We start from the raw sequence: 26,597 nt of genomic DNA, 5'->3' as shown, positions 1-26,597 counted from the left end.
GCGGATGGCGATGGGAGCCTATTGGATATTGTTAATCGCCGCTGTGGTCATCGTTGTGCAGGGCAAGATTTTCAAACGGACGGCACTCAAAAAGCTGAACTACAGCCGTTCCTTCAAGGTTTCGACCTGCTATGAGGGAGATTCCGTGGAATTGATCGAAATCATTGAGAACCGCAAAGCGCTGCCTGTGCCCTGGTTAAGAGTAGAATCCCAATTCCGCTCGGGGCTGGCATTTGATAATCAATTGAACCTGGATATCAGTGAGGGGCAATTCAATCAGAACCACAAGAGCTTCTTCAGTCTTCTGCCATGGACCAAGATCCTTCGCAGACATCGGATTACCGCTAAGCGCAGAGGTCTGTACAAGCTGGGTACGGTATCGATGACGACGGGGGATCTGGTCGGAATGGAGTCGATTGTCCAGAGCAAGACGTTGTCCGGTGGCATTATCGTGTACCCGATGCCGATGGATGTGTCGGACATGGCCCTCCCGGTCCAGACCTGGATGGGCGAAATGCTGGTGCGAAGATGGATCTTGGAGGATCCTTTCCTGATATCAGGCGTACGCGAATATCGGGACGGCGATCCGCTGAAGGATATTCAATGGAAAGCGACCGCACGGACGGGCATCTTGCAGGTCCACAGGCGGGATACCACAGCGGACAGCCGACTCTTGATCTATCTGAATATAGAGGATCATGAGCAGATGTGGAGCAAAGCGACGCGGCCCGAGCCGATCGAGTATGGCATCCGACTGGCAGCGGGCATTACAGCTCATTTATTATCGCAGGGCATGGAGATCGGAATGGGAACAAACGGAACGCTTGGCGAGGATTCAACCGATGAAGCATTCGTCCCGGTTGCAGGCGGCATGACACAGCAGCATCTGATATTTGAAATGCTGGCGAGACTGGAGCTGACCCGAAAGGCTTCTTTTCATGATTATCTGGCCTCTGAACTGTCCCGGCATGAAGAGGCTAGAGATATCCTCATTTTAAGCACTTACGTCAGTCCCAGGCTGGAAGAGATGTTTCAGCGTTTTCGGGACCATGGGCACACGATTCAGGTATTTCCTCTCGGTGAAGCGCCGTCTCCTGCGAAGGAGGTGTCTGCATGACCTCTCGAGACACTGGATTTATAAAAACGTTCTTGCAGGGATTCGTGGAATGCGTGCTCTATTTTCCGGTACTCTTTATTCCGGCGTTCTATCTGCTGCCTGAATCGCACCGATGGGTATGGCCTGCCCTAGTATTAGGCGGGTACTTACTTGGCTACACAGGTGCGCGATGGTTCAAGCTGGATCGACAGTTTAAGGCAACCTTATGGGCGTGCCTGGTTTCCATTACGGCAGCCATCGCCTTTGTAGGCGTAGATATCACCCTTGCTTATTTCATCCCCCTTATATTTATTGCCAGTTATCGCGGCAGCCGAATGGAGCAGGCAAGCTGGAATCTGATGTTTCCGGGGACGTATTTCTTAATAGGATTGATTTTGTTCGGGGTCAGCAGTTTTATATTAAGTTTTATGGATTCATTCCAGGGTGGTATATCCTCTCTGACCTGGATGGGGGCAGCGGCGTTAGGATTAACCCTGTTGCTTGTCAATCGGCAGTTGGTGTTGGATGAAACACTGCCAGGCAATGATCAGCCCGTGTTGGAACGTCGGGTTCTGCGTTACAATCGCTGGTTTATCCTCGTATTGCTGCTTCTGGTTGCGGTGGTCGCCTTCTTGCCGCAGCTGCAGCAATGGGTCTCTGATATGGCGAGAGGGATCGCTGCATGGAACTCCGGATGGTTCAGCTCCGGTGCGGAGCAGACTCCGGAACCGCCTTCGTCGTCGGAGCCTCCTCCCGAAATGTCGTTTCTTGATGAAGAAACCAAGCCGCCGAGCCCATGGATGAAAGTATTGGAGCAAGTGCTGATCTATGGCGTGTTCACCGTTATAGGGATCGGGATGATGTATGTTCTGTTCAGGTTTGGCAAAGTCCTGCCTAAACTATATAGAAGATTCTCTGCATGGATGAACAGGATGATGAACAGACAGAACGTTCAGCCCTCGTTAGGTTATGAGGATGAAGTGGAGAATATTGAACATGACCCCGCATCCAAACGACTAAAACGGATGTTGTCCGGTATTCGTATCGGCGGAAAGTTTCGGGCGGGAGAAGGATCGGAGCATTTGAACGAGAAAATTCGCCGAATGTATCGGATGATACTTTCCCGAAGTATCAGGGAAGGCTATAATTGGAAAGCATCGCTAACGCCGCGGGAAACCGAAAGCGATCTTAAGGAATGGAATGGAAGGAAGGATCGTATTCCACAATCCTTGATTGAGCTTTACGAGGAAGCCCGATATGGTACCCGTACCATTACGGAGGAAGAAGTTGAACGGATACAATTGGATAGGAAGCATACATGAGGAGTGAACATCTTGTCGGTACAAAAAGAAAGCAACGCTGTTATTCACTACGGAGATCCCGCGGTCACCGGGGGAGTCTCCGTCTTTGATAAGGAATTTGACAAGCTATTTTATTATGATGGAACGGATCTAGGTTTAACCTACCAACCTGAAGAGTCCACGTTTCGACTGTGGGCACCGACGGCTAGCGAGGCATACGTCCTGCTGTATCCGGATTGGCAGGCAGCAGAAGCCCGGCGTTTCGCGATGACGCGTGATGTGAAGGGAACTTGGCTGCTGAAAGTAGGAGAGAATCTTCAAGGCATGTTCTACACCTACCAGGTCCTTATCGGGGATCAATGGAACGAAGCTGTCGACCCTTATGCTGGCGCCGTAGGCGTCAACGGGGATCGTGCTTACATCTTGGACATGGCCTCGACCGATCCTAAGCACTGGACAGAAGACAAACCGCCGCTTCATAGTCCTCTAGATGCCGTGATCTATGAGCTGCATGTTCGTGATTACACCATTCATCAAGGCAGCGGAGTGAAACATAAAGCCAAGTTTAAAGGTCTGGCGGAGACAGGTACCCGAGGTCCCGGAGGGATTCGTACAGGGCTTGATCATATTGTTGAGCTTGGGGCTACGCATGTAGAGCTGCTCCCGATCTACGATTTTGCGACGGAAAGCGTAGATGAAACCAGGCTTCATGAGCCGCAGTACAATTGGGGATACGACCCGAAGAACTACAATGCTCCCGAGGGCTCGTATTCTACGGATCCGTATGTGCCGGAGGTTCGGATTCGTGAATTGAAGGAGTTGATTCAGACATTCCACGATCAAGGCCTACGGGTCATCATGGATGTGGTGTATAACCATGTATATGACGGGTATCTAATCAATTTCACGAAGCTGGTCCCCGGATATTACCTGCGTTATACGAAGGACGGCAAATTTTCCAACGGATCCGGGTGCGGTAACGATACGGCATCCGAGCGTCCGATGATGCGGAAATTCATTGTGGAATCCGTTCTGCATTGGGTGGAGGAGTACCGGGTTGACGGTTTCCGTTTTGACCTGATGGGATTGCTGGATGTGGAGACGATGAATGAAATCCGGACGCGCCTGGACGAGATTGATCCGTCGATCATCACGATCGGCGAAGGCTGGGTCATGAATACCGAGCTGGAAGAGAAGAAGCGAGCGAATCAGCAGCAAGCAGCCGTGATGCCGCGTATCGCTCACTTTAACGACGGATTCCGCGATGCCGTTAAAGGAGATATTTTTCATTTTGAATATAAGGGCTTTGTGAGCGGCGGCAGTGGAATACTTCATAAAGTGAAGCAAGGCATCGTGGGCGGCATTCCGTATTCCAAAGATATTAAGGCGTTTGCTACTGAACCGGATCAGTGCGTAAATTACGTGGAATGTCATGATAACCATACCCTATGGGACAAAATTATGCTGTCGACCAAAGTGGAAAATGATGCGACACGTCGCGATATGCACCGGCTGTCATCGGCCATGATCCTAACCAGTCAAGGAATCCCTTTCCTGCACGCCGGCCAAGAGTATTACCGCTCCAAGAACGGAGTGGAGAACAGTTATAACGCTAGTGATGAAGTGAATCGGCTGGACTGGGGTATGGCATCGGAGCACCAGGATGGAGTGAAATACATTCAACGGCTCGTTCAGCTCCGGAAGAATCATCCGGCATTCAGATTGAGGGATGCCGCGTCGATTCGTAAGCATCTTCGGTTTGAACCATGTCCTGAGCATGCTGTCGCTTTCACGCTTCGTGATCATGCGGGCGGCGATCCAGAGAAACATATCTATGTGCTCTATTATGCCGGACGGAAAGAGTCCTCCCTTGCTTTGCCTGAGCTGGGCGAATGGAAGATTCTGCTTGGCGAAGAGCATATTACGCGTTTAACCCGGGATTCCCTTGTTGTAGAAGGGATCGGTGCGGTTATCTTATCCTGTTAAATCTATACCGGCAGCGAATATTACCAAGAAATGAATAATGCCTGATTCTATGATCATCTGATATGCTGATGGTATCAGATGATAGAATAGAATCGAGGCGTCCCTTTGAAAAAATATTTCCTGTCACTTTGTTTGCTGCTGTCATTTTCATCGCTTTTTGGCCATCTACAGGCATCCGCGGCTCAAGCTCCTAGTCCGACCGGTTTTCACGATATCTCGGCAAGCTTTGCCAAAGACGCGATCCAGCGTCTGGCCAAGAGAGGTATCGTAAGCGGGGATGGCACAGGAGCTTTTTTGCCGCGAAATCCGGTTACCCGGGCCGAATTCATTGCCATGATTGCCAGAATGCTCAAGCTGGAGCCTGTTCCAAACGATTTGTCCGCGTTTCGGGATGTTTCCAAATCCGCATGGTATTATGGCTGGGTTCACGCGGGACTTAATTTATCCATTGTTGAGGGGAATGGTTACCGGTTCTACCCGAATGCTTCCATAACAAGGCAAGAGGCTGCCGTGATGGTGATTCGTGCTATGAAAGAAAATGGATACTATAACGGAAATACGACCAACTACTATACGGATTCTGCTTCCATCGCGGAATGGGCTTGGAATGCGGTGGGTAAAGCGACGGATACAGGCTGGCTGCAGGGAAGCAAGGGACAGTTCAGACCCCAGGACGCAATCACCCGGGAAGAGACGGCAATGCTGCTGGACCGGGTCTTGCAGTCAGGAAATGTGCTGACCCAGATTAACCTTCAAACTCCTGCAAATGTTCATATGGGCTGGTTGTATAATGGTACGACCCAGCAATACATCACCTATGCCAAACGGGCCGGCTTGAATGTTCTGGTACCGCGCTGGTACTACATGGAGGCAAACGGCAAGGTGACGGACCATACCGACAAGGAGCTGTTGAATTGGGCTCACAACAACAGTCGGCAGGTGTGGGCTATGGTGGGAAACCGCGGGAATGCGGAAGGAACTCACCAAGTACTGAGCAGCGCTCAGTCCCGGAAGTCTGTCGTTGACCGTATTGCAGCGAATGTATCCCGGTATCGATTGGACGGGATCAATATTGATTTTGAGAACGTCATGCCGCAGGATCGCCAGAATCTGACGGCCTTTATCACGCAATTATCCATAGAGATGAGGCGGCTCGGAGCCAAGCTATCCATCGATGTTTCACCTGATCTGAATACGGATTGGACGGCTGCATTCGATTACGCAGCTCTTGGCACACAAGTGGACTATATGGTACTCATGAGTTATGACCAGCACTGGGGCGGTTCACCCAAAGCGGGCTCCGTTTCCTCGCTCCCTTGGAGCGAATCTGGACTGAGCAAGCTGCTGACCCAAGTTCCGGCGAAGAAGAGCATCATCGCGTATCCGCTGTACACGAGGGATTGGAAGATCGCTTCCTCGGTGTCCTCGCAAGACATTACATTGGCTGAGCAGGGACATCGCATACGCCTGAACAAAGCTTCATTCACATGGAATAAGAGCGTGGCGCAGTATGAAGCAGCTTATAACAGCGGCGGCATTCCGCATCGCATATGGACCGAGGAATCCCGTTCTTTATCGATGAAACATCTCATGGCCGCCAAATATCAGATTGCCGGTTATGCCTACTGGTATCCGGGCGCCGAGACGACGGACGTATGGCAGGCCATTCATAACGCGGAGCGTTATGCATCTTATTCGTTCCGGATCTAAACATCAGACATGTTGTTGAATTCAAGACCAGCCTCGATGCGTGTGGTTGGTCTTTTTTTACTTGTAAATGGGCCATTCCGTGATACAATAGTTGAAATTTAGATAGAATATTTTTCCTGTAGGAGTGATCACATGACCGTTCATGCCGAGGAACGTCTGGAGCAGCTGGGTATCAGCCTGCCTAAAGCAGGCTCGCCAGCAGCCAAGTATGCCAACTATGTCATCGTTAACGGGTTGATGTATGTTTCAGGCAAGGGTCCCTCAGGACAGCCGAGAGGGAAGCTCGGAGAGCATTACACAACAGAGCAGGGGTATGAATATGCCCGTCTGACCGGGATTGAAGTTCTGGCCGTATTAAGGGAAGGGCTGGGATCACTTGATAAAGTGAAGCGCGTGGTCAAGGTGCAAGGCTTCGTTAACGCAACAACCGACTATGAGGAGCATCATAAGGTGTTGAATGGATTCTCGGACTTGATGCTTGAGGTGTTCGGGGATCAAGGAATTCACGCCAGATCCGTATTCGGAGCCGTATCCTTACGGGATCAGCTGCCCGTCATTGTAGATTCGATCTTTCAAGTGGAGGAATAGGCATGGGACTCGTATTAAGGGAGCTGCAGGTGCTGGAGGATGAAAGTCTGCTGTTCATGGTCCAGGAAATCGGCCAGGGCGGGAACGGATTCGTTAATGGTCTAAAAAGCGGGAGCATGGAAGAGTTCGCTTCCAAGGTGCAGCGCAATTACGAAATGGCGAGAGGCATCGATCTGCCGGAGCAGTATGTTCCCCAGACGATATATTGGTTATACGATAACGACAAGCCCATAGGATATGGTAAGCTGAGACATCGCTTGAATGACAATCTGCAAGAGCTAGGGGGACATATCGGGTATGTCATCCGGCCGTCGGAGCGTAGGAAAGGATATGGCAAGCGGCTGTTGGCGGAATTGGTCAAGAAGGCCAATGAGAAGAACATAAGCCGGGTCCTTCTGACCTGCGATGAATCCAATCTGGCTTCCCGCTGCATCATTGAATCGAATCACGGTGAGTTAAGTTCCATTACGAACGGGACGTGTAAATACTGGATTGAGACGGCTGCTGGGCACAACTAGGAGGAAGAAATGCCAAACAAATCATGTGCTTGGAGAGAGACAAGAAGAAGTTGAGGAGCGCTCCTCAACTTCTTCTTATTTCTTCAACCAGTCGAACATTCGGTTGATCGACGCTGCATGCTGCGGTGGCGGGAAATGATGTCCAAGCCCTTCGTACAGATGCGCTTCCGGCTGGTGCCCCTGTTCTTGAAGCTTGTCCAGCATCCGGTAACTATGCTCCACCAGGACTTGCTCGTCCCGCGTCCCATGGACAAGCAGGACGGGACATCGGATACGGTCTGCATAATGGATCGGCGATCGAAGAAGATACTGCTCAGGTACTTTGGCAGGCGTTCCGCCAATGACGCGTTTCATCATTCTGCGCAGATCTATCCGTTCTTCGTAGGTTTGTGCCAGATCGGAGACGCCGCTCCAGAGAATCATTTTGGATACATGTGGTGACAGAGCGGCTGCCACGGCAGCATTGATCGCACCGCGGGAAAAGCCCAACAGATGAATACGACGGTTATCTATCCAGGAAATGCTCGATAGCCATTCAATTGCGGAGATCACATCCATCGTATCGGCACCGCCGAATTCATCCCTGCCCTCGCTGCCTTCATTTCCGCGATAGGCCGGAGCAAACACGGCATATCCTTGCGCAGCGAATTCTTCAACCCACTTCAACCTTACAGCGCCAACCCGTCCAATGCCGCCGCGGCAATACAGGACCAAAGGAAGCTTAGGCTCAGTCACTGGCTTAGGTGGTTCGTGTGAAACAGGATCCAAGTTTAAGGAGCATGCCAGCGTGCCGGTTATTGTAACGCCGTGAATTGCGTTGAACGCTTTGGACATCTCATGGGCGACCGAACGGGGCAGTTGCGGCGGCAGACCAAGATACCCCTTGATATGCAATCCCTCCGAGACATAGTCAATATGATAGATCATCGCTGTGCTTCCTCCCGTGCCTTATATCATCATGTTGTATCGAATAAGGGCGCTATTATCTGATAGTTGGAATCAAGTAAGTATAGTATGTTCTTTCCGTTGAAATCAAGAATGGGATGTAAGAAATTACAATTTGCCAAATAGCTAAATATCTGATAAATTATTATCTCGGGCATATGAAATGCCCAATATCATGGCGGTCGTGGCGAAGGGGTTAACGCACCGGATTGTGGCTCCGGCATTCGTGGGTTCAAGTCCCATCGATCGCCCTCAAAGTAAGTATACATAAGGAGAAGGAGAGCCGAGAGGCTCTCTTTTTTCGTGGTTATAACCAAGCAGATATAGATGCCAGGTCCTTCATAAGATGATATAATAATGTGGAAATCGAGGTGAATGAACATGGCAAAAAAGAAACAAAAGTCCCCTTTGCCGCGAACCGAGGCTGCCGATAAACCCGCGACGTTAAAGGATATGCTGGACCCTCAAGTTCTGGCGAAGTTGAAGGCAACAACCGAATCCTTGAAAGCCAATGAAGCCGAGCGGCTTGAGAAGGAAAGGCAGGAACGGGAAGCTGTTCGCAAGGCAGAACAGAAGCGGCGCGACAATGATTTTGAATATTTACTGGAACATAGCGAAATGGATTGGAAAAAATATAAGTGACAGGCAGCGTTATGCTGTCTGTTTTTTATTTTTGATATCAGACAGTAAACGTCGAAGCGTGAGCCTTCCTGATATCGGAAGAAAAACTTCCTTTAAAAACGGTCTGTCTTCTGTGATCGTACACCGGGACCGGGAGATGTTTTCTTGTAACGAGGATCTTTCAACTTACTTGGATCGGTTGTATAATAATGGAACCTATACCTTGGACATACATATGGAGGAAGATGAAAGGATATGGAGCATAGGCAGACTTTAATGATCGGGATTGGCGGAGGTTCGGGGAGCGGCAAGACAACGCTAAGTCTTAAGCTCAAGGAGAGGTTAAGCGAGTACCGGGTGGCGATCTTCCATATGGATAAATATTATAAGTCCATTAGACCCTTGGCCAAAGCGCCCTTCACCAATCAAATGTTTGAGGATTTTAACCATCCGGATGCCGTCGATATCGAGCGTCTGACCGCGGATTATGATCACGCCGTCCATAATGGCAAATACGACATAATTGTCATTGAAGGATTTCTATTGTATCAATTCGAATCCCTTCGGAACTCGCTTCATTTGAAGCTGTTCGTAGATTGCCCCGCGGATGAAAGAATGCTTCGCAGAAACCGGTGGTTTATAGAAAAGGGGCATAGCGAGGAAAGTGTGCTTCAGGAATATTTGCAGCTTGTAAGATACAGGCACGATGAATATGTTGAGCCTACCCGCTGGCATGCGGATCTGGTGATCAATAGTTCCCTGAAGGGAAATCAAGGCTTCAAGGTTGTGACGGATTGGGTTCTTGCCAGATTAGAGGAGAACAACCCCGCTTAGATAACCGGCGTATTTGTACTCGGTATCCTGAGCATTCTTGCAAGACCTTTCCATATTCATGTGAGGTGTTGATGTCATGCTGAAAGCGGGTTACAATAAGTAAGTTAGTATTAATGCTCGCTAGGAGGCGAAAAGAATGAAAGTGGAAATATGGTCGGATTTTATGTGTCCGTTCTGTTATATTGGTAAACGCCGTTTCGAATCGGCTTTGGAGCAATTCCCTAATAAAGATCAAGTTGAAGTGGTTTACCGCAGCTTTGAGCTTGATCCCGGTGCATCGTATCAAGCCGGGGTTTCCATGGACGAGATATTGGCATCCAAATACGGCATGAGTATCGAACAGGCCAAGGCTGCGAACGCCAACGTGACCCAGCAAGCGGCAAGCGTCGGGCTTACGTATCACATGGATCGCGTCATCCCGGCCAATTCATTTGATGCTCACCGCCTGGTTCATTTTGCATCCGGGCATGGTAAAATGAAAGAAATGACGGAGCGGTTGTTCCGTGCACACTTTACAGACGGCGAGAATCTTGGCGATAAGAATCGATTGGCCGATCTGGCGGCTCAAGTCGGCCTGGACCGCGATTTGGCTGCGGCCGCGCTCGAGAGTGACGATTTCCAGTCCGAAGTAAGGGCAGACGAAGCAGCTGCAGCAAATTTGGGAATTCGGGGAGTGCCGTTCTTCGTGCTGGGAGGCAAATACGCCGTGTCCGGTGCGCAGTCACTGGAAGTGTTCACGGACGCTTTGGATAAGGCTTATCGTGAAGCGAATCCGCTAGTGATGGTGAATGATTCCGACAGCAGCGACGGCATGTGCGCCGACGGATCTTGCGATCTGCCGGGCAGCGCGAAATAAAACATACACAGCAAGTAAGAGCCCGAAGCATCAACAAGCGATCTTCGGGCTCTATTTATCCAGTTAGAATCACTAGTTATAATACATAGGAGGCAATATGCGGCATCTTCCATCTGAGGAACTTATCCAACGAATTCAAGATTCAGAAAACGATTATATGTTGGATCGAATGAAAGCAATCGAAGGTCGGACCGGAAATCCCGAAGGGGTCGAAATGAAACGCTTCGGCCATGCGCTGTGCTTGTACAGCAAGACGATGCCTTGGCTTTCTTTTAACACGGTGAAAGGACTGCGTTCAGAGGATCTGAATAACGTGGACGAAATCATCGACTTTTATCAATCGAGGGAGCGCAAATTCCAGTTCGAAATCGTGCCCGGCTTGGTAAATCAGGAATTCCTGGCTGCGCTTGCCGAACGCGGATTCTATCAATCTGCTTTTCATAATTCCATGTATATGAACCCGCAGGAGCTGGAGGGGGTGCAAGGTAATGGAATTGTGATCAGAGCAATAGACAAAGATGAATTTGAGGATTATGCTAAAGTTCATTGCCGTGGAACAGGATTGCCTGATCAAGGAATTCCATCTGTAGCCTCGAATAACCGTGTATTGTATTCACGGCCGGGATGGAAATTCTATATGGCTTATGTAGAAGATGAGCCGGCCGCAGCTGGCGTTATGTACGTAAATCAATCGACAGCGTCACTAACATTTGCGGCGACACTCCCGGAGTACCGCAGACAAGGCTTGCAGTTGGAGCTGCTTCGCAGGAGAATACGGGACGCGAAGCTTGAAGGTTGCAGTCTGGTTGTCGGGCAATGTGCCTTCTTATCACAGAGCCATCGCAACATGGAATCGGTCGGCATGAAGCTGGGCTATGTTCGGACGACGTGGACCGAACGCTGACCTGTAAGTTCAGAGGAGTAAGGCAGGTGGAGCAGCCATGCAAGAAAACATGGATTTTCTTAACTTGGAATACTTACGTCTGGGCTCCGATAAACAGAAGCAAGCAGCCATGGTTATAGACGAGCTTAGACTATGGGATCATCTGAAACCCTATAACCCGATATTGGTGGGCACGATTCCTATCGGGATTGACATCGAATCAAGCGATCTCGATATCATATGCCATGTGACGGATTTTGCCTGCTTTGAACGAGAGCTCAAGACGCGTTATAGCGAAGATGTTGCGAATTTCACGTGCTCATCCCGTACCGTCAACAACGTGGATCGATCGGTAGCGCGATTTCGGTACAAAGGATGGGAATTCGAGGTTTTTGCACAGCCATTACCTTCAACGAGTCAGAATGGTTACCGTCATATGATTGTCGAATACAAGCTTTTGAAGCGGCTCGGTGAAACTGCAAGACAAGGGATTATCGAGCTGAAGAGGTCGGGTTATAAGACGGAGCCTGCCTTTGCGAAGCTGTTGCGTATCACGGGCGATCCTTATGAGGAGCTGCTCCAGATATATCATTGGCCGGAGGATCGACTTGACGCCTATATTAAATCTTATATGGACAAGGAGAATGGATATGAGTGACAAACAGCAGCTGCTGAATGAGTATTCCGCGTGGATCGGCAAAGTGAGAGGGTTCGCGGTACAGGAAGAGGGATTCTGGAACACCCCGATGGCAGAGGGGAAATGGACCGTACGTGATGTGGTGTGCCATATCATGCGGTGGGATGAGTATTTTTACAATGAAGCCATTTCCAAAATTTCCACAGGGGATGTTTTGACTGTCCGTCATATAGATTATGACACTTTCAATGAAGAGTCGAGGCAATATGCCACGACGTTATCAACGGAAACGCTGGTGGATCAGACGATAAGCGCTAGGGAGAAACTGATCCGGGCGATCGAAGCCTTGCCTGAAACGGCATATGAGTTGCGGTACACGGACGCGGACGGGCACCTTTTTGAGGTGGCGCAATTTATGCGGGATTTCATCTGGCACGACAACCACCATCTGGCTCAGCTGAATCAGGTGCTTCAAGTCGGCTAGTCGGCAATACTTAGCAGAAATGGGTGAAGTCATTGATTGGCTACTTGGACATCATGTCTTACTTTACAGAGAGCAACCTGGAGTGGTTATTGGACCAATTTAGAGCATTAGGCCCGCTGCCGGGCATCCTTCTGACGTTCCTAAAGTCCTTCATTCCACCGATGCCCACGATCGTGATCGTGGGTGTGAATGCGGCGGTGTATGGGCTTTGGGCAGGGTTTCTTTACTCCTGGATCGGTATGGTGGCAGGATGTTTAACGACCTTTCTCATCGTGCGCAAAATATCCGGTACACCCCTGATCGAACGCTGGGCAAAAAAGCCTAAAGTTCAGCGTGGTATGCGCTGGATTCAGCGCAACGGTTTCAGTTACGTTTTCCTGCTTGGCATACTTCCCGTTGGGCCGTTTGTCGCGGTCAATGTGGCCGCCGGGCTGGCCAGAATGAACCTGATGTCCTATCTGATGGCTGTCACCTTGGGCAAGGGCATTATGGTGTTCTGTGTCTCTTACATCGGTGCCAACCTGTCCGATTTTATTGCGGAACCTTTTAAATTGTTCGGAGTCCTTGCCTTTATCGTACTGTCCTTATGGGTCAGCCGGAAGCTGGATTCATACTTTATAAGAAAACAATCGGTACACGATCAACAAGCAGAGCTTGAGTCCAGTTGAATAGCATGATTGAAAAGGAGCAAGCGTTATGACCAAATTGGCCTCATCGATTCTGGAAATGATTCGAATGATGATCATTATGATGATCTTTGTCATGGTTCTGGGCAACATAGAACATCAAATGCTGAAGAGCTGGATACCCTGGAATGGACTATATTGGCTGTTCCTGTTCGCAGGGAATGTATTGTGGTTTCTTGTACTCTACCGGAATCGCCTGCAGTTCAGCGGCTGGTATCGTTCAGCCGCGACCCAGCACAAGCTGTCTAGAAATACGACAAGGATTGTCATGGCGCTGGGCATGGTCCTTATCGGAGCGCCCATAATGATCACGTGGTTCATTGAAATAGGTTAATCCATTGGTCATAGGTTAAAACGTTCGGATATAAAGGGGCAGTTCCAAAGGTGTATCGACCTTTGGAACTGCCCTTGTTTGATAATTACAGTCTTTTTCGTTTATACAATGTTACGAGGAGACATGAGAGAAGCAGAAGGACGATTGATACGCCGGCGTACAAGGCTTCCTTGGCACTTCCTTGTTCCTCGGCAGCCCCGTTTGACCTATCGCCCGGCCTGCCCATTCCCCGGCCTCCCTGCATTTGACCGCCAAACTCGCCGCCAAATCCGTTCCCCATCTGCCCCTGAGGGAAATCCTGCATCTGGCTTTGCCCACTCTGGCCGGGAGTCTGAGGCATGGTTGGTTGATTGTCATCGGAAGGGGGCTGCTCCGACGATTGGGTTTGATCTTCAGGGAGCTCCGCTGCATTTGGTGATGGTTCCGTAGTTACGGCTGGAGCAGCATCAACCGTTGTTTTTTCGTTGGAACTGCTTGTGCTCGATCCGACAGACGATACGACGGACAAGGAAGGTTCGTCCCCTTCAAGCGCGGTGTCACGATCTCCCTCAGCTTTGCCGGAGTTAACGTCGGCGCTGCTTCCCGAAGCATCGTCAGAAGAATCAGGAGCAGCACTGTCGTTGTTGGCAGGCCTGTTCCCGCCAGAGATGCCTCCGGCAGGGGCATCGTTAGGGGGAAACGATCCGGCTCCATTCGTCTCGCCGCCAGGTCGCATGCCACGACCACCGCCGGGACCCATACCGCCTCCGCTACCGCTTCCATCGCCAGCGGAGGGGAGCGTTCCATCCAGCTGTTGCTGGATGGAATCCATTGATTCTTGAACGTATGAGGTGAGCGTCGGGATGGATTGCTCGTACACCTCATAGGAATAGAAAGGTCTTGGGTCTTGCTTTACGTGCTCGGAAATTAAGTCTTGCAATTGCGCAACTCGCTCATTGAATGTTTCCTGCTGCATGTAGCCCTCCAGCATCTCCGAGAGGATGGCGTGATAGCGTTCCTTATATTCGTCAATCGCGAGCAGCTTGGCAATCAGGGGCCTTTCCGCCAAAGCTCCCTGGGTTGGCTCGTCAATGAGGATGCTGGAGCCCCCAAGTCCCCCGAATGCCATATTATAATCCCAGGGCAGGACGGAGAAAATGCCGTTGTTCTCATATAAATAATAGTTCTGTTTGTTCGATCCCAGATAACTGTCCATATTGGAGGCAACCACGTTCAAGGCAACGTACTTGAGCACATTATCGACATCCAGCACCTTCTCATAATCGGTGCCGTTATTAAGCTCATCCAGCATGTCGAACAATATATCGTCATTGGATGATTTGGATTTCATGACAAGCCCGGTGTAGGAATCGGGATCATTGCCAAGCCACGTCAGATCGCTGCCTGCCCCGGTCATCTCAGCCTTGTACAACGCGCCGTAGGAGTTATCGAAATGACGCTCCAGATAGGAATCGCCAATCTGTTCGATCGCGAGGTAGAACCCCCATAATTCATCGTTTACATATACATTGACATAGGAGAAGCCGGGCGTCGGCAATCCTACGGATTCTGCCAGCTCGTAGGTCAGGAATTCCCGCATATACGAGGCGTCGCTGTAGTTGTTGTTCAGATTAATTTTACTGATCCCATTCAAGGTTTGATTAAGGTATTCGTCAAAGGATATTTTGAAGCTGTAGCGGTCGGAGTCCGAATTGACCACGCTGCGCAGGCTTAAATTGCCTTTGGTGCGAATGCCGACATGATCAAATTGCATGCCGTTGTAATTGACGGATGCTTCTTTATATTCTTCAGCGCTGGCGTTGTTCAGCATATCCTGAAAATCTGCTTCGTCCATCGTGAGTTTTACATCAACAACCTTATCTTTCGGAAAAACCGTCGAATCCATTTGCTCCTGCTGAGCATCGCTCTTCGTGCTGCTTACCGTCCCGGCAGCCGTGGGTGTCCATTGGCAGCCTGACATTAGGAGGACTATGGCCATCACGAGGAACAGTTGGACCGTCATTCTTTTTTTTATCATCTCTGGCCACCGCCTGACTTAGGATACATAGTCGCCACTGTAACTGATCAGAACCGCGTTATGAACACCTGGCAGCTGGGACAGCTTGTTCACGAACTGGCCTTCGGCGTCGCGCAGCCTTACTTCCAGTGTCAGCTCAATGCTGCCTGGGGTCACGGTTTTTTGCTTCAGATTATAACGCTTCACGGCTTGACCCATTTGTTCTTTTACGGCTTGCTCGCTCTGTTCATTCTCGCAATGAATCACGAGCAGATAAGGCGTATCCACCGTTGCTTTTTTAATGAAGAAGAACAGGATCAGACCGACTACGATGGAGCCGATGGCAGCCAGCGTGTAGAACCCGGCCCCGGTTACGATCCCGGCAACCGCGGCCCAGAACAGGAAAATCAGATCGGTTGGGTCCTTGATGGGCGTACGGAAACGGACGATGGAGAGTGCGCCGACCATACCGAGCGAGAGCACGAGATTGGAGTTAATGGCTATGATGACAACGGCCGTGATCATGGTCATCCCGATCAGAGACACGTTAAAGCTTTTGGAATACAGCACGCCGCTGAAGACTCTTTTATAGAGCAGATAAATGAATAACCCGATCACAAAGGCAACGGCCAGCGTAATCAGAATTTTAGCGAAACTGATATCGGATACGAAGTTTTCCATCACGGATTTTTTGACGATATCCGAAAAATTGGTGGTGCTCGTATTGCTTGAAGTCGATGTGGTGTTCATGAATTTATTGATCCTCCCATGTGTTATATTTCAGAAATTTACGGCACATCACGTATTTGGAGGCCGATTGACGGCCTAGTCCTTCCAGCTGCAGCGCGATTTTGATGTAATCCGGGATGTATTCGTCATATTTGACCTCGAGTATAATCAGATTCTCATCGATCGCCCGGATGGGCAGCAGATTCCGATTGAACAGATCCGTGGAGTGCAGGCCGGTTCGAAGCTCCTTGTCAAACGTAATTCGGACATTTCCGTTGGCGCACACATACGGCTCGCGGACATAATCGACAATGACCTTGGGGCGCAGCAGCTTATGCTTCATCTCGTGATACAGCTCCATCATCAATGGCTTGTCCGGCTGATAGAGGCATTCGTATTGACCGGCCATGATCTGATCGGCCATCTCCCTTGTGAGCGGCTCCTTCAGCTTGGCAATGTAATCCCGGAATTTGATTTTTTTCTCAAAATGAATGGTGTTGTCGGTTACGTTGTAGATACGGATGCGGTATTTCACCCGGTCCCGAACCCCAGCCAGCTTCTCGTATAAGGCTTTGTTGTTGATATCGTCAAAGTACAAGCTTCGAATGTGATATTCCCCGCCGGGGCCTGCATGCTGATCGTAGGTCACCAGATTTTTTAATCGTTGACGGATGATTCGGTACTGGTGAACATTCACAAAAAATTTAAGCTCGTTCCGGTATTTCAATTGGGTTGTCATGATTCCACCTCGTTTCTCTCTAGCATTCGTGTGCTTGATTGCTTACGAAATTTATCCTATCAATCGTTCCTGATATCTTTCTTAATTGCGGCTGAATGTAAACTGAATGTTTTCGCTATGTAAAAATCGAAGGATCGAAGCAGGACAAAATTCATGATTCAATGGATCCGAATTGTTCGTGGAGGCTAGCTAAGAGGTCCCGCTGCTGTAACAATTGTGGTAGGATGATACTATATTCGCGAAGAGAATGGACGATGCGTCATGATCTATTATGTTGTAGCGCTTTGGAGCGCGGCGGCTGTGCTGCTGTTCAATCAGCCTCGGAGCGAGGTGAACCGCTGGGCGGCTTTTTTTCTGTGGAGCGCAGGAATCGGCGGCTTGACAGATTTGCTTGTGCCTGCGGGTTTTATCGCGGCGCGGTACGAGCCGTGGATTCAATATCTCAACCATACGTTGACACCGTACGGCGTGTTAATATTTTGCATGGTGTATACCCGCAAGCCCGAGAATCATAAGAGAATGCGCGATTTCAAAATAGGCTTGTTTCTGCCGGTGCTCGCGATGCTGGCCCAGGTGCTTTTGACGGAAGCTTACCGAATTCATTATGGCTGGTTATTCGTGTGGACGGTTCCGTATTATGTGGCCGCATGCGCCTTGCTTATTCGCGCGTTGTCGCATGAGATGAATCCGCAAAAACGCAAAGGCATGTGGATCACCACCTGGATTATGGTGCCTACCTTGCTCGGCGTGATGCTGCTGATTAATGTGGGAAATCTGATCTCGCCCGGTTATGATTCATTCCGGTACGTGTCCCTGTTCATTCTGTATTCGCTGGGCGTTGCCGTCATCTGTACCTTTGTGTACGGCGTCCTGGGTGTACGCCTGAAGTTTGAGCGCGATCCGCTGGATCGCACGATGCAGGCGGTCAGCTCGGGGACATCGATGCTGAATCATAGCATTAAGAACGAGATCGGGAAGATTGCGATGAGCGCGGAAAACGTAAAGCGGCTGCTGCCACAAGACAACGGCGTTGCCATCGAACAGCTTGAGGTCATAGCGAATTCATCGGAGCATCTGCTTGCCATGGCGGGACGCATGCAGCAGCAGATGAAGGCGTTTAAGCTGGTGGAACAGCCAGTCCGCATGGATCAGCTGCTTGCTGAACTGCAGCTCCGCGAACAGGATCTGCTGCGCAGGCATGAGGTCGAAATGAACGTAATCTGCAGGCAGCGACCGTGGCTGTTCGCGGATGCCGTCCATTTGAAGGAAACGATCAGCAATCTCATTCGCAACAGCGTGGAGGCGATGCCTGAGGGAGGGCTGATTACGATAACGGTAACGGCTGGCCGCAAAGGGGCGGCGATTACCGTTAAAGATAACGGGACCGGCATTCCAAGCGCGCAGCAGGAGCTTGTGTTTGAACCTTTTTACAGTACCAAGGGCCACAAGAAAGATAACTTCGGGCTTGGTTTGTCGTATGTTTATAACGTGATGAAGAAAAGCGGTGGTTCCGTTAGTCTGGAGAGCCGCGAATCGGTTGGTACGGAGATTTCGTTATATTTTCCGCGCAGTAAAATCATTCGTTTATCCGGGAGGGAAGAAGCTTGAACCGCATACAAATCTTCTTGGTAGAGGATGATCCGGATTGGGTTAAATCGATGACCGTTTTTCTGAATGCGCAGGAAGACATGATCGTTGTCGGCACGGCCGAGTCGCCCGAACAAGCGATGGCGATGGCGCATATCCTCTCCTTTGACATCGTGCTTATGGATATTCAGCTCACTGCAGGTCGACTTGACGGGATATACACGGCCGCCGAAATTCTTGAGCGTAAACCGCAGGCCAAGGTCATCATGCTGACCTCGCTGGGTGACGAGCTGGTGATCATGCAATCCTTTACGGCTGGAGCCGTCAATTATATTGAGAAGCCGAGGTTTAAGGAGCTTCCGGCAGCGATCCGAAGCGCCGTGCTTCATTCGGGATCGATGGAGGTGCTGCTCAAGGAATTTGCCCGCCTCAAGCGCGAAGAGCAGCTTCGCGGCTTAACGCCTGCGGAGCGTGAGGTTTTTGATCTGTTGGATGAAGGGTACACCCATTCCCAGATGGAGCAGAAACTGTTCAAAACCGAGAGCACGCTCAAGAACCAGATCAATAAAATATTAAAAAAGCTCGGGGTAAGAAGCAGCAAGGAAGCCGTGGAGAAGGTCCGCCGGAAAGGGATTGTAAAAGAGAACGACAACTAGCACCGGTGCGGATTAAGACTGGATCATATCGAAGGATCGGAAGAGGTACTACGAAACGTAGTACCTCTTCTTGGTATGTTCTACAAAAGTGAGGTCTAACGGCGAGTCCCCGGCGGCTGTAAAATGACTTGTAAATAGAGAGGTGTCCGGCTTAAGAAACTAGAGGACATCCCGAGGGGAGCTAAAGCGCATGAAGAGAAATCCGATCTATGTTGAACTCGATATCCAGTCGGATATGGATAAGCTGTGGACGTTGACGCAAAAGCCTGAGCTGCATCAACAGTGGGATCTGCGATTTTCCGAGATTCATTATGTACCGGAGGCTGATTCGGATATCCAGCGGTTTTTATATAAAACCCGCATTGGGTTTGGACTGGAAGTGACAGGGTCGGGAGCCACGAAAACGGCTGTTCACCCGAAGACGGGGAAACGAATCTCGGTGCTGCGATTCGGCTCGGATCAGCGCAGCTCCCTCATTCGGGAGGGAAGCGGCTATTGGAAGTATCAGGACAAGGGGAGCGGGGGCATACGTTTCTCTACCCAATACGATTACAAAACGCGGTTCGGCCTGGCGGGCGCCTGGTTTGACCGTTTGTTGTTCCGGCCTTTATTCGGCCTGGCGACGGCTTGGAGCTTTGATGTGCTGCGATTGTGGGCAGAGAAGGATATTCCGCCCTTGGCAACGATCCGGAAGGCATTCATCCATGCCTTGAGCGTGATGATGCTGGTCGTTCTATGGTGTTATGAGGGGCTGGTACCGAAGCTGTTGTTCCCGGAAGCCGGGGAGCTTGATCTGTTGAGGCAGTCGGGCTTGGCTGGAGAGCAGGAGGGGTTGGTGTTAACCTTACTCGGCATTGCCGAGATCGGCGTCGGCTTATTGACGCTTCTCTTTCACAAGAGTCGGTTGTGGTACAGGCTGCTGATGAGCTTGCTTGCGATCTTGATGCTTGGAGCATGGATAACAGACCCTCAGTTAATGAAGGCCCCGTTCAATCCGTTAACGCTTAGTGGATCCATGATGGGGTTTTGCTTGATGGCTTCACTGTCCGCTGCAGATTTACCAAGCGCCTACCGCCCGGCACGAAAACCCGTCCCCGGGGATAAATCCCGCAAAGGAGGGGTGAGTCGTGACCTCGATCTATGAACAAGCGCTAGGCTCGCAATTTCAAATGCTCCATCCCAAAATTCGGGAGCGCTTCGGGTTTGACAGCAAGGATCACATCGCTTCGATTGGCGAAGGCGTCATGGAAGAGATCTGGTACGCGCCTTGGGCTGCACTGCCTCTCTATATAGGCACGATGCGGCATATTATGTTTCCGAATCGAGGGAAAGGGATCCCGTTTCGGATTGAGAATTATGCTTATCGTGACGAATGGGGAAGAGAAACGGTGACGTGGTGTCGCAGCTTTGATTTTCCGGGTGTCCAAAGGCGGTTTGATGCCACAATGATCTATAGCGCACAGCGCCGCCGTATCGTGGATTATTTAGGGAATAAACAGCACTTGGCGGTCGATCTCCGGATAGCCGCGGGGGAGAGCGGCGGCATTTGCATTCAATCGGGGGAGCAGAGATTTTATGAGGGGCTTTTGCAGTTTCGATTTCCCCGGTGGTTCACCGGAACAGCCGATGTAAACGAATGGTATGATGACGGGAATCAACGATACCGGATATCCGTTGAGGTGCGCAATCCGATATGGGGGCCTGTCTTCCGGTACAAGGGAAGCTTCCAGGCCCGGACCATTGCTGTGGCCGATGGATTCGTTCCGAAACATGTAAAACCTCTGCGAGTTGAGGCTAGAGAGTAGCGGCGGTATCGGAGGAGGAGAGGCTGCTGCTCTTGCGCTCACGGAACATTCGGTAGTATAGAAACGAAGATACGACATATAGCGTTCCGGTAATGCAAAATGTGATCGCATATCCCCAATAGCTGCCGTAAGTGGTGACGAGCTTGGATTGTACGGGTCCCATGGTGGCCCAGCCCAGCATGAAGGCCGTTTGCGTAACCGAATTGGCGATTCCTCTTCGGTGATCCGGTACACGGTCGATTAGAATCGAGGATTGTATCGGATTGGCGGCATTCATCAGGGCTTGGCGGAACAGGAAACCGACCGATGCAATGAGAAGTACGTTCGTGAATCCGGTTAACAGCAGGAAGGGCAAGGATAGAACTTGAAAGAGCACCACGGACTTAACGGCTCCCACCCGATTCACCAGCGTAGGTCCGATCAGCATCGATACAATGGTCATGACTTGTCCAAGTGATATCAGAATGCCGACGGCCGATAAAGATACCGAGAAGCGGTTGGTAAAGTACAAATTCAAATAAGGCACGACAAGTCCCGAGCCCAGGCCGATTAACAATTGGGCAAGCGCGAACTGCCCGATGACTTTGTAATCCCCCAAACCGGAGGCGTTTACTGCTCTTCCTGCCTGTGCCGGTTGATGATCAGGAAGCGGTGCATCCAATGCCTGTATGTCTTCGGCCTTCTGATCGGCTGTGAACAAGAGCGGGATGAATGCCGCCAAGGTAGCCAGTCCGCCTATGAATAGCGCGGTTTTCAAGCTGCCGACCTTGTTCATACCAACGGCCTGCAGGGCATCCGCCAAGAATCCGCCTCCCATGCTGCCGAGCACTTGAGAAGCAAGGACAAGCGAGGCGTGAATGCTAAAGATCCGCATGCGAGCCGATTTCGCCGTGTTTTCCGCTAGAAAGGGGATAGCCAGCACCTGAAAAAAGGATGCGAACAGACCGGTATATACCGCAAGACCAAGCAAGCTGAACTCGCTCTCCAGAAAAGAGCGCGCGATCAGACCCGCACCGCTTAACAATGCCCCCAGGACGAGGATTCGCTTACGGCTGCCGCGGTCTCCGATCAGGCCAATCGGAATGAACATCAATGCCGTTGCCAGGGATTGAATACTGACCACTGTTCCATTCATGGAGTCATTATACCCAAGACCTTGTATGTACAAATTGTAGAGCACGCTAAACATGCCTGTACCGATCTGATACAGCACGTTGGCTAGAAAAAACAGCTTGATGTTGCGCGGCCAAGAACGCATTTCTTTTGCCGACTGTTGGATGAAACTCATGATGATACCCCCTAAATTTTACAGCAGCAACCTCTATTCTAGCAGGTTCCACAGAAGGGAGGAAGAAATATTATATCGAAATGAAGTGTGATTGACATGTTATAGACAAAAATATAAAATGTCTATATAAATTACTAATTGAAAAGTGGTGTTTGCATTGGATCCGAACGAGCGTTTCTGGAATGCTTCTATAGATGAACTTAAGCAAGGCTATATCGACGAAGGTCCCGTATGGGTATGTCTCTTGTGCGGCAAGACGATCGAGAAAGGGATCATCTATCCGGACCAGGATGTGTTATATGAGTCAGAACGATACATGACCATTCATATCCGCCGGGAGCATGGCTCCGTATTTCAGTATTTGTCAGGGCTCGATAAGAAGCTGACTGGATTAACCGAGCATCAGAATCGATTGCTGCAGCTCTTCTATCAAGGCATGAACGATAAAGAGGTGCAACAGGAGCTCGGCATAGGCAGTGCTTCGACGATTCGCAATCACCGGTTTGCCTTGAAGGAGAAGGAAAGACAGTCCAAGGTACTGCTGACTTTAATGGAGCTGCTGAAGGAAAAGGATGACCATGCACCGGCATTCGTGGAGATTCCCAAGCGCGCCAAGATGGTGGATGAGCGCTACAATGTCACCGAAGAAGAGCGGCAAGCGATCCTGGCCAAGGTGTTTCCTGAAGGGACCGATGGTCCGCTGAAGACATTTAAGCTCAAAGAGAAGCAGAAGTACGTCGTGTTGCGAGAAATCGCAGCTCGTTTTCAACCGGACGTCAAATATACGGAGCAAGAAATCAACGATACGATCGGGAGGGACCATCCCGATTATGTGACGATTCGCCGGTATTTGATTGAATATGGTTTTTTGGATCGCAAGGATGATGGAAGCGAGTACTGGTTAACGACGTAAACGCTAAGATTAGGAGGGTTTAACGCGATGAATCGCAGACAGGAACTAAATCAAATGTATAAGGAAATCAAGATCGAAGCAGGCGTGTATCAAATTCGGAACACAAAGAACGGCAAAGTGTTTGTGGCCGGAACGAATAACTTGAAGACCATGAACGGCAAACGATTCGAGCTGCAGATGGGAACGAGCTACAATAAGACGCTTCAGCGGGAATGGAATGAGTATGGCGAGGATGCTTTTGTCTTCGAGATTCTGGAAACCATAGAACCGAAGGAGGATCCGTTCTTTGATCTGAAGGGCGCGGTCAGCAAACGGGAGGCATATTGGATTGAACAGCTGGAACCTTTTGGAGAAAAGGGGTATAACGCAGAGCGAAAATAAGGCTTTTCTGTGGCGAACCAATGTGCAGCCAAGAAATCACATTCCTTTCGTTTGCAATACGCTGTAAGGGTAAGATATGATGAATTTAGCGGCTTTAATCGCTTCCTTTCCTACTTCTTACTACACGAAAGCGAGACGTGAATACGATAATGAGATCCATAGCATGGGTAACCGACAGCACGAGTACGATCGATCCTGACTTCGCCAAGGAAAATCATATTTATATTGTACCTTTGAGGTTGATACTTGGACAGGAGGAGTACAGGGAAGGAATTGATATTTCGGCTGAAGTCTTTTATGAAAGAATGAAAGATGAACCGAAAGTAAGCAGTTCACAGCCTCCAATCGGTGAATTCATCGAATTATATGAATCCTTGAAAGAGAAGTATGATGATATCATCGCCATTCACTGTTCATCCGAGCTTAGCGGAACCTTGAATTCATCTATGCAGGCGGCAGAGATTGCCGAGGTACCCGTGGTTGGCATCGATTCCCAAGCGGGAGCGTTCCCGGTACGCGAAATGATCATGTCCGGGATTCACTGGCATAGCCAGGGGGATACCGTGCAGGTGATTAAAGAGAAAATTCAGTCCATGGTGCAAAACATGTCATTCTACCTTATTCCGGCAAGCCTGCACCGGCTTCATAGCAGCGGCCGGGTATCCGGCACCCAGCTTCTTCTCAGCAACCTGCTCCGCATTCATCTGCTGCTCCGTTTTGATGAAGGCAAGGTCATTGTGGAAGAGAAGATCCGGACGTTCAAGAAGGCCAAGTCACGAATGCTGGAGCTTATGAAAATGGATTTGCAGAAAATTAAAAAGGTCTGCATCATGCACGCAAACAACGTAGAAGAGGCCGAGGAGATCCAGAAGGAAATCAGCGGAGCCCATCCGGCGTTGAAAACCGAAATTATGACCTTTATTCCCGTTGCGGGCATCCATGCCGGCGAAGGCACCATTGCCATGTCGTGGATTAAATATCATCCTGCATATTCCTAGTTATAGTACAGATCCTGCCTGCAGATACTATCTGCAGGCTTTTGCTTGTGATTCGATTCTATATGACCTTTGATGGTTGTATATGTAGTAGGAGATGATTCCAAGGAAAGGAATGACGTGAACATGAAGGTGATTATCACGCAAGCTGAAGCGATGCAAAAGAATATATGGGATGATATTATGCTGATGTTCGGAAGAACGGATGAGGATGAAGTGTGGGACACAGAGCAGTTTATATTAACAGAGGAGCAGGCCCGTAAGCTCGGCCTGCTTAAATAGGCGAAGAAGGGTCGCTGTTGACGCGGCTCTTTTCTACTTCTAGCGGGCAGCTTCAACTGGTTTGGACTGTATGGAAATCATGTTATGATGGAAGGACTCTGTGGAACAGAGGACGAATATAGTAGTGTGAATTTGAAGGAAGGTGACAATGTTGAGGCGTAAGACAAAATGGATGTGCTTAACAATGCTGGTTGTCATCTTGCTATTGGCTGCGGCAGGTTGTCGGGGCGGAGCCGAACCGGGCAACCCCGGGAACAACGGACAAGGAGCTTCGCCGTCGGAGGAAATACAGGAGCCGCAGACCCCGTCTCAAGCTGATGAAGACGGGACCCCGGGTCCATCTGGCAGCTCGGACAACAATGGCGAGGAAGGGAATCTGCCCGAGAACGGGACTGAGGATGCGGTAACGGAGCTTCTGAATAGCATGACCGTCAAGGAGAAGATCGGTCAGCTGGTGCTGGTTGGAATCGAAGGGACTACGATGGATGATACGACGCGCAGATTGCTGGAGGATTACCATGTAGGCGGTATTATCCTTTTTAAGGATAATATCGAGAACGCCAGGCAGTCGGCAGACCTGCTGAATGAGCTGAAAAAAGCAAATGCTGCGAATCCGGTACCGCTCTGGCTGAGCATTGATGAGGAGGGCGGACGGGTTACCCGTTTTCCTGATGAATACGTGAAGCTGCCGTCAAGCGGTAAAATTGGGAGGAGCGATGATCTTACGCTGACCAAGCAAGTTGGTGGACTTATCGCGCAGAAGGTGTCGGGAGTCGGAATCAATATGGTTTTTGCCCCGGTGCTGGACATTGATAGCAACCCGAACAATCCGGTCATCGGCGATCGATCCTTTGGCACAACGGCAGAAACCGTAAGCACGCAGGGAATCGCCTCGATGAAGGGGATACAGGAGAATGGTGTCGTACCTGTAGTGAAGCATTTCCCTGGGCATGGCGATACTTCGGTCGATTCCCATCTCGGGCTGCCCGTTGTTGACCATGATCTGAAGCGTCTGCATGAATTGGAGCTGGTACCGTTTCAACAAGCGATTGATGAAGGAGCCGATGTGGTCATGGTTGCGCATCTACTGATGAAGAGCATCGATCCGGATACGCCATCCTCCTATTCGAAACCCGTTATCAACGATTTGTTAAGGGAAGAAATGGGGTTTAAGGGTGTCGTTATAACGGATGATATGACCATGGGGGCGATTTCCGGCAGCACAGACGTAGGAGAGGCTTCCGTGAAGTCCGTCGTCGCAGGGAGCAACATGATTCTGATCGGACATGAATATGCATTGGAAGAAGCCGTCATTCAGGCATTAACCGAGGCTGCCCATAGCGGCGTGATCCCGGAGGAGATGCTGAACGACCGGGTGAGGGCAACGCTTGAACTAAAGCACAAATATCAGCTGAGCGATGAGCCCGTGAAGGCTCCCGATGTGAAATCGTTGAATCAAGAAACGAAAGCGGTACTAGATCAGCTTAAGTAAACGTAGCATATGTAGTGTAAGAAGATGAAGCATATAAAAACCCGATCTCAGCCTGAGATCGGGTGAACAGAACTAGAATATATTAGAAGTTGATATAGTGTGAAAAATATGCTAGAATGAAGGATAAATAACTATTGGCTTAATGTCATAATAACCTAATGCTAGATTAGCATGAAAATATGGGATTGTCAACAGGGGGGCATAGAATGGAGAACCGTCAAAGTGCGGATTTTGCATTGGAACGAGAGGTTACGG

28 protein-coding genes and 1 tRNA gene are annotated in these 26,597 nt (G+C 50.0%); 24 read left to right on the top strand and 5 right to left on the bottom strand.

Going from position 1 to position 26,597, the window contains the following annotated elements; translation table 11 throughout:
• Positions 1 to 10 precede the first annotated feature (10 nt).
• The 6 genes from MKY82_RS20915 to MKY82_RS20890 all read left to right on the top strand — a co-directional run bounded on the left by MKY82_RS20915 (position 11) and on the right by MKY82_RS20890 (position 7,199).
• Positions 11 to 1,117, top strand: a complete 1,107-nt coding sequence (locus tag MKY82_RS20915) for a DUF58 domain-containing protein (protein ID WP_194543458.1) — start codon at positions 11 to 13, stop codon at positions 1,115 to 1,117.
• The gene (locus tag MKY82_RS20910; protein ID WP_339294285.1) at positions 1,114 to 2,418 is read left to right on the top strand and encodes a DUF4129 domain-containing protein; all 1,305 of its coding nucleotides are present in this window, start codon (positions 1,114 to 1,116) and stop codon (positions 2,416 to 2,418) included. Before MKY82_RS20915 ends, MKY82_RS20910 begins: the two co-directional genes overlap by 4 nt.
• Positions 2,419 to 2,430: 12 nt before the next feature.
• Positions 2,431 to 4,383 carry a type I pullulanase gene (pulA, locus tag MKY82_RS20905; protein WP_339294284.1) on the top strand — a complete coding sequence of 651 codons (1,953 nt, stop codon included), beginning with the start codon at positions 2,431 to 2,433 and terminating at the stop codon, positions 4,381 to 4,383.
• A 105-nt stretch (positions 4,384 to 4,488) separates the two neighbouring features.
• Positions 4,489 to 6,093, top strand: a complete 1,605-nt coding sequence (locus MKY82_RS20900; RefSeq protein WP_339218210.1) for an S-layer homology domain-containing protein — start codon at positions 4,489 to 4,491, stop codon at positions 6,091 to 6,093.
• 132 nt (positions 6,094 to 6,225) lie between these two features.
• On the top strand, positions 6,226 to 6,681 hold the full coding sequence (locus MKY82_RS20895) for a RidA family protein (RefSeq protein WP_127592381.1): 456 nt from the start codon (positions 6,226 to 6,228) through the stop codon (positions 6,679 to 6,681).
• A gap of 2 nt (positions 6,682 to 6,683) precedes the next feature.
• Entirely contained in the window at positions 6,684 to 7,199 is a 516-nt protein-coding gene (locus MKY82_RS20890; protein WP_339218208.1) for a GNAT family N-acetyltransferase, read from the top strand.
• A gap of 75 nt (positions 7,200 to 7,274) precedes the next feature.
• On the opposite strand, the gene MKY82_RS20885 is transcribed toward MKY82_RS20890, so the two are convergent.
• Positions 7,275 to 8,126 (bottom strand): alpha/beta fold hydrolase, encoded by an 852-nt coding sequence (locus MKY82_RS20885; protein WP_194543453.1) that lies wholly within the window; start codon positions 8,124 to 8,126, stop codon positions 7,275 to 7,277.
• A gap of 196 nt (positions 8,127 to 8,322) precedes the next feature.
• On the opposite strand from MKY82_RS20885, the gene MKY82_RS20880 reads away from it, so the two are divergent.
• From MKY82_RS20880 to MKY82_RS20840, 9 genes are all read left to right on the top strand, one after another.
• A tRNA-His gene (locus tag MKY82_RS20880) sits at positions 8,323 to 8,395 on the top strand.
• A gap of 130 nt (positions 8,396 to 8,525) precedes the next feature.
• Positions 8,526 to 8,786, top strand: a complete 261-nt coding sequence (locus tag MKY82_RS20875; RefSeq protein WP_071220257.1) for a YqkE family protein — start codon at positions 8,526 to 8,528, stop codon at positions 8,784 to 8,786.
• A gap of 234 nt (positions 8,787 to 9,020) precedes the next feature.
• Complete coding sequence (locus MKY82_RS20870) at positions 9,021 to 9,599, top strand: AAA family ATPase (protein WP_194543452.1); 579 nt, start codon at positions 9,021 to 9,023, stop codon at positions 9,597 to 9,599.
• A gap of 136 nt (positions 9,600 to 9,735) precedes the next feature.
• Entirely contained in the window at positions 9,736 to 10,455 is a 720-nt protein-coding gene (locus MKY82_RS20865; RefSeq protein ID WP_339294283.1) for a DsbA family oxidoreductase, read from the top strand.
• 97 nt (positions 10,456 to 10,552) lie between these two features.
• On the top strand, positions 10,553 to 11,359 hold the full coding sequence (locus MKY82_RS20860) for a GNAT family N-acetyltransferase (RefSeq protein ID WP_339218202.1): 807 nt from the start codon (positions 10,553 to 10,555) through the stop codon (positions 11,357 to 11,359).
• A 37-nt stretch (positions 11,360 to 11,396) separates the two neighbouring features.
• Positions 11,397 to 11,996 (top strand): DUF4269 domain-containing protein, encoded by a 600-nt coding sequence (locus tag MKY82_RS20855; RefSeq protein ID WP_194543449.1) that lies wholly within the window; start codon positions 11,397 to 11,399, stop codon positions 11,994 to 11,996.
• The gene (locus MKY82_RS20850) at positions 11,989 to 12,459 is read left to right on the top strand and encodes a DinB family protein (RefSeq protein ID WP_339218199.1); all 471 of its coding nucleotides are present in this window, start codon (positions 11,989 to 11,991) and stop codon (positions 12,457 to 12,459) included. The genes MKY82_RS20855 and MKY82_RS20850 overlap by 8 nt, the downstream gene beginning before the upstream one ends.
• 53 nt (positions 12,460 to 12,512) lie before the next feature.
• On the top strand, positions 12,513 to 13,127 hold the full coding sequence (locus tag MKY82_RS20845) for a TVP38/TMEM64 family protein (RefSeq protein ID WP_194543447.1): 615 nt from the start codon (positions 12,513 to 12,515) through the stop codon (positions 13,125 to 13,127).
• Positions 13,128 to 13,155: 28 nt separating this feature from the next.
• Positions 13,156 to 13,479: a hypothetical protein gene (locus tag MKY82_RS20840; RefSeq protein ID WP_339218197.1), complete on the top strand. Its 324-nt coding sequence runs from the start codon at positions 13,156 to 13,158 to the stop codon at positions 13,477 to 13,479.
• A gap of 85 nt (positions 13,480 to 13,564) precedes the next feature.
• Here the strand turns inward: MKY82_RS20840 and MKY82_RS20835 are convergent, their stop codons facing one another.
• Genes MKY82_RS20835 through MKY82_RS20825 form a run of 3 tightly spaced genes read right to left on the bottom strand, consistent with a single transcriptional unit; the run spans position 13,565 to position 16,943 of the window.
• On the bottom strand, positions 13,565 to 15,496 hold the full coding sequence (locus MKY82_RS20835; RefSeq protein ID WP_339294282.1) for a CotH kinase family protein: 1,932 nt from the start codon (positions 15,494 to 15,496) through the stop codon (positions 13,565 to 13,567).
• Between the two features lie 18 nt (positions 15,497 to 15,514).
• Positions 15,515 to 16,225, bottom strand: coding sequence for a DUF4956 domain-containing protein (locus MKY82_RS20830; RefSeq protein ID WP_339218193.1), 711 nt, complete (start codon positions 16,223 to 16,225; stop codon positions 15,515 to 15,517).
• 4 nt (positions 16,226 to 16,229) lie between these two features.
• Positions 16,230 to 16,943, bottom strand: a complete 714-nt coding sequence (locus tag MKY82_RS20825) for a polyphosphate polymerase domain-containing protein (RefSeq protein WP_339218191.1) — start codon at positions 16,941 to 16,943, stop codon at positions 16,230 to 16,232.
• Between the two features lie 261 nt (positions 16,944 to 17,204).
• Between MKY82_RS20825 and MKY82_RS20820 the strand changes: the two genes are divergently transcribed.
• The 4 genes from MKY82_RS20820 (at position 17,205) to MKY82_RS20805 (ending at position 20,991) form a co-directional block, all read left to right on the top strand.
• Entirely contained in the window at positions 17,205 to 18,551 is a 1,347-nt protein-coding gene (locus MKY82_RS20820; protein ID WP_339294281.1) for an ATP-binding protein, read from the top strand.
• Complete coding sequence (locus MKY82_RS20815; protein WP_194543442.1) at positions 18,548 to 19,186, top strand: response regulator transcription factor; 639 nt, start codon at positions 18,548 to 18,550, stop codon at positions 19,184 to 19,186. The genes MKY82_RS20820 and MKY82_RS20815 overlap by 4 nt, the downstream gene beginning before the upstream one ends.
• Positions 19,187 to 19,376: 190 nt before the next feature.
• The gene (locus MKY82_RS20810; RefSeq protein WP_339294280.1) at positions 19,377 to 20,330 is read left to right on the top strand and encodes a DoxX-like family protein; all 954 of its coding nucleotides are present in this window, start codon (positions 19,377 to 19,379) and stop codon (positions 20,328 to 20,330) included.
• The gene (locus tag MKY82_RS20805) at positions 20,314 to 20,991 is read left to right on the top strand and encodes a DUF4166 domain-containing protein (protein WP_339294279.1); all 678 of its coding nucleotides are present in this window, start codon (positions 20,314 to 20,316) and stop codon (positions 20,989 to 20,991) included. Before MKY82_RS20810 ends, MKY82_RS20805 begins: the two co-directional genes overlap by 17 nt.
• Here MKY82_RS20805 and MKY82_RS20800 read toward each other — a convergent pair.
• A complete protein-coding gene (locus MKY82_RS20800; RefSeq protein ID WP_339294278.1) occupies positions 20,981 to 22,279 on the bottom strand; it encodes an MFS transporter in 1,299 nt (432 codons plus the stop codon). The two genes, MKY82_RS20805 and MKY82_RS20800, sit on opposite strands and share 11 nt — an antisense overlap.
• Before the next feature lie 157 nt (positions 22,280 to 22,436).
• On the opposite strand from MKY82_RS20800, the gene MKY82_RS20795 reads away from it, so the two are divergent.
• The 5 genes from MKY82_RS20795 to nagZ all read left to right on the top strand — a co-directional run bounded on the left by MKY82_RS20795 (position 22,437) and on the right by nagZ (position 26,342).
• Positions 22,437 to 23,192, top strand: coding sequence for a DUF2087 domain-containing protein (locus MKY82_RS20795; RefSeq protein ID WP_071220271.1), 756 nt, complete (start codon positions 22,437 to 22,439; stop codon positions 23,190 to 23,192).
• A 27-nt stretch (positions 23,193 to 23,219) separates the two neighbouring features.
• A complete protein-coding gene (locus tag MKY82_RS20790; protein ID WP_220684689.1) occupies positions 23,220 to 23,573 on the top strand; it encodes a GIY-YIG nuclease family protein in 354 nt (117 codons plus the stop codon).
• 149 nt (positions 23,574 to 23,722) lie between these two features.
• The gene (locus MKY82_RS20785) at positions 23,723 to 24,571 is read left to right on the top strand and encodes a DegV family protein (RefSeq protein WP_220684690.1); all 849 of its coding nucleotides are present in this window, start codon (positions 23,723 to 23,725) and stop codon (positions 24,569 to 24,571) included.
• A 123-nt stretch (positions 24,572 to 24,694) separates the two neighbouring features.
• Complete coding sequence (locus tag MKY82_RS20780; protein ID WP_165593394.1) at positions 24,695 to 24,850, top strand: hypothetical protein; 156 nt, start codon at positions 24,695 to 24,697, stop codon at positions 24,848 to 24,850.
• Positions 24,851 to 25,034: 184 nt separating this feature from the next.
• On the top strand, positions 25,035 to 26,342 hold the full coding sequence (gene nagZ, locus MKY82_RS20775) for a beta-N-acetylhexosaminidase (protein WP_339294277.1): 1,308 nt from the start codon (positions 25,035 to 25,037) through the stop codon (positions 26,340 to 26,342).
• The last annotated feature ends 255 nt before the right edge of the window (positions 26,343 to 26,597 follow it).

The organism is Paenibacillus sp. FSL W7-1279 (assembly GCF_037969845.1).
In the GTDB taxonomy this organism is placed as follows: Bacteria; Bacillota; Bacilli; order Paenibacillales; family Paenibacillaceae; genus Paenibacillus_AQ.
The sequence above is the reverse complement of the archived record's forward strand: the minus strand, read 5'-3'. Positions and strand labels throughout refer to the sequence as shown.

Excerpts from the sequence above, each read along its gene's own strand:
- MKY82_RS20915 (WP_194543458.1), top strand. The coding sequence starts at position 11 with ATGGGAGCCTATTGGATATTGTTAATCGCCGCTGTGGTCATCGTTGTG.
- MKY82_RS20910 (WP_339294285.1), top strand. The coding sequence starts at position 1,114 with ATGACCTCTCGAGACACTGGATTTATAAAAACGTTCTTGCAGGGATTC.
- MKY82_RS20895 (WP_127592381.1), top strand. The coding sequence starts at position 6,226 with ATGACCGTTCATGCCGAGGAACGTCTGGAGCAGCTGGGTATCAGCCTG.
- MKY82_RS20890 (WP_339218208.1), top strand. The coding sequence starts at position 6,684 with ATGGGACTCGTATTAAGGGAGCTGCAGGTGCTGGAGGATGAAAGTCTG.
- MKY82_RS20885 (WP_194543453.1), bottom strand. The coding sequence starts at position 8,126 with ATGATCTATCATATTGACTATGTCTCGGAGGGATTGCATATCAAGGGG.
- MKY82_RS20875 (WP_071220257.1), top strand. The coding sequence starts at position 8,526 with ATGGCAAAAAAGAAACAAAAGTCCCCTTTGCCGCGAACCGAGGCTGCC.
- MKY82_RS20870 (WP_194543452.1), top strand. The coding sequence starts at position 9,021 with ATGGAGCATAGGCAGACTTTAATGATCGGGATTGGCGGAGGTTCGGGG.
- MKY82_RS20865 (WP_339294283.1), top strand. The coding sequence starts at position 9,736 with ATGAAAGTGGAAATATGGTCGGATTTTATGTGTCCGTTCTGTTATATT.
- MKY82_RS20860 (WP_339218202.1), top strand. The coding sequence starts at position 10,553 with ATGCGGCATCTTCCATCTGAGGAACTTATCCAACGAATTCAAGATTCA.
- MKY82_RS20855 (WP_194543449.1), top strand. The coding sequence starts at position 11,397 with ATGCAAGAAAACATGGATTTTCTTAACTTGGAATACTTACGTCTGGGC.
- MKY82_RS20850 (WP_339218199.1), top strand. The coding sequence starts at position 11,989 with ATGAGTGACAAACAGCAGCTGCTGAATGAGTATTCCGCGTGGATCGGC.
- MKY82_RS20845 (WP_194543447.1), top strand. The coding sequence starts at position 12,513 with ATGTCTTACTTTACAGAGAGCAACCTGGAGTGGTTATTGGACCAATTT.
- MKY82_RS20840 (WP_339218197.1), top strand. The coding sequence starts at position 13,156 with ATGACCAAATTGGCCTCATCGATTCTGGAAATGATTCGAATGATGATC.
- MKY82_RS20835 (WP_339294282.1), bottom strand. The coding sequence starts at position 15,496 with ATGATAAAAAAAAGAATGACGGTCCAACTGTTCCTCGTGATGGCCATA.
- MKY82_RS20830 (WP_339218193.1), bottom strand. The coding sequence starts at position 16,225 with ATGAACACCACATCGACTTCAAGCAATACGAGCACCACCAATTTTTCG.
- MKY82_RS20825 (WP_339218191.1), bottom strand. The coding sequence starts at position 16,943 with ATGACAACCCAATTGAAATACCGGAACGAGCTTAAATTTTTTGTGAAT.
- MKY82_RS20820 (WP_339294281.1), top strand. The coding sequence starts at position 17,205 with ATGATCTATTATGTTGTAGCGCTTTGGAGCGCGGCGGCTGTGCTGCTG.
- MKY82_RS20810 (WP_339294280.1), top strand. The coding sequence starts at position 19,377 with ATGAAGAGAAATCCGATCTATGTTGAACTCGATATCCAGTCGGATATG.
- MKY82_RS20800 (WP_339294278.1), bottom strand. The coding sequence starts at position 22,279 with ATGAGTTTCATCCAACAGTCGGCAAAAGAAATGCGTTCTTGGCCGCGC.
- MKY82_RS20790 (WP_220684689.1), top strand. The coding sequence starts at position 23,220 with ATGAATCGCAGACAGGAACTAAATCAAATGTATAAGGAAATCAAGATC.
- MKY82_RS20785 (WP_220684690.1), top strand. The coding sequence starts at position 23,723 with ATGAGATCCATAGCATGGGTAACCGACAGCACGAGTACGATCGATCCT.
- MKY82_RS20780 (WP_165593394.1), top strand. The coding sequence starts at position 24,695 with ATGAAGGTGATTATCACGCAAGCTGAAGCGATGCAAAAGAATATATGG.
- nagZ (WP_339294277.1), top strand. The coding sequence starts at position 25,035 with ATGCTGGTTGTCATCTTGCTATTGGCTGCGGCAGGTTGTCGGGGCGGA.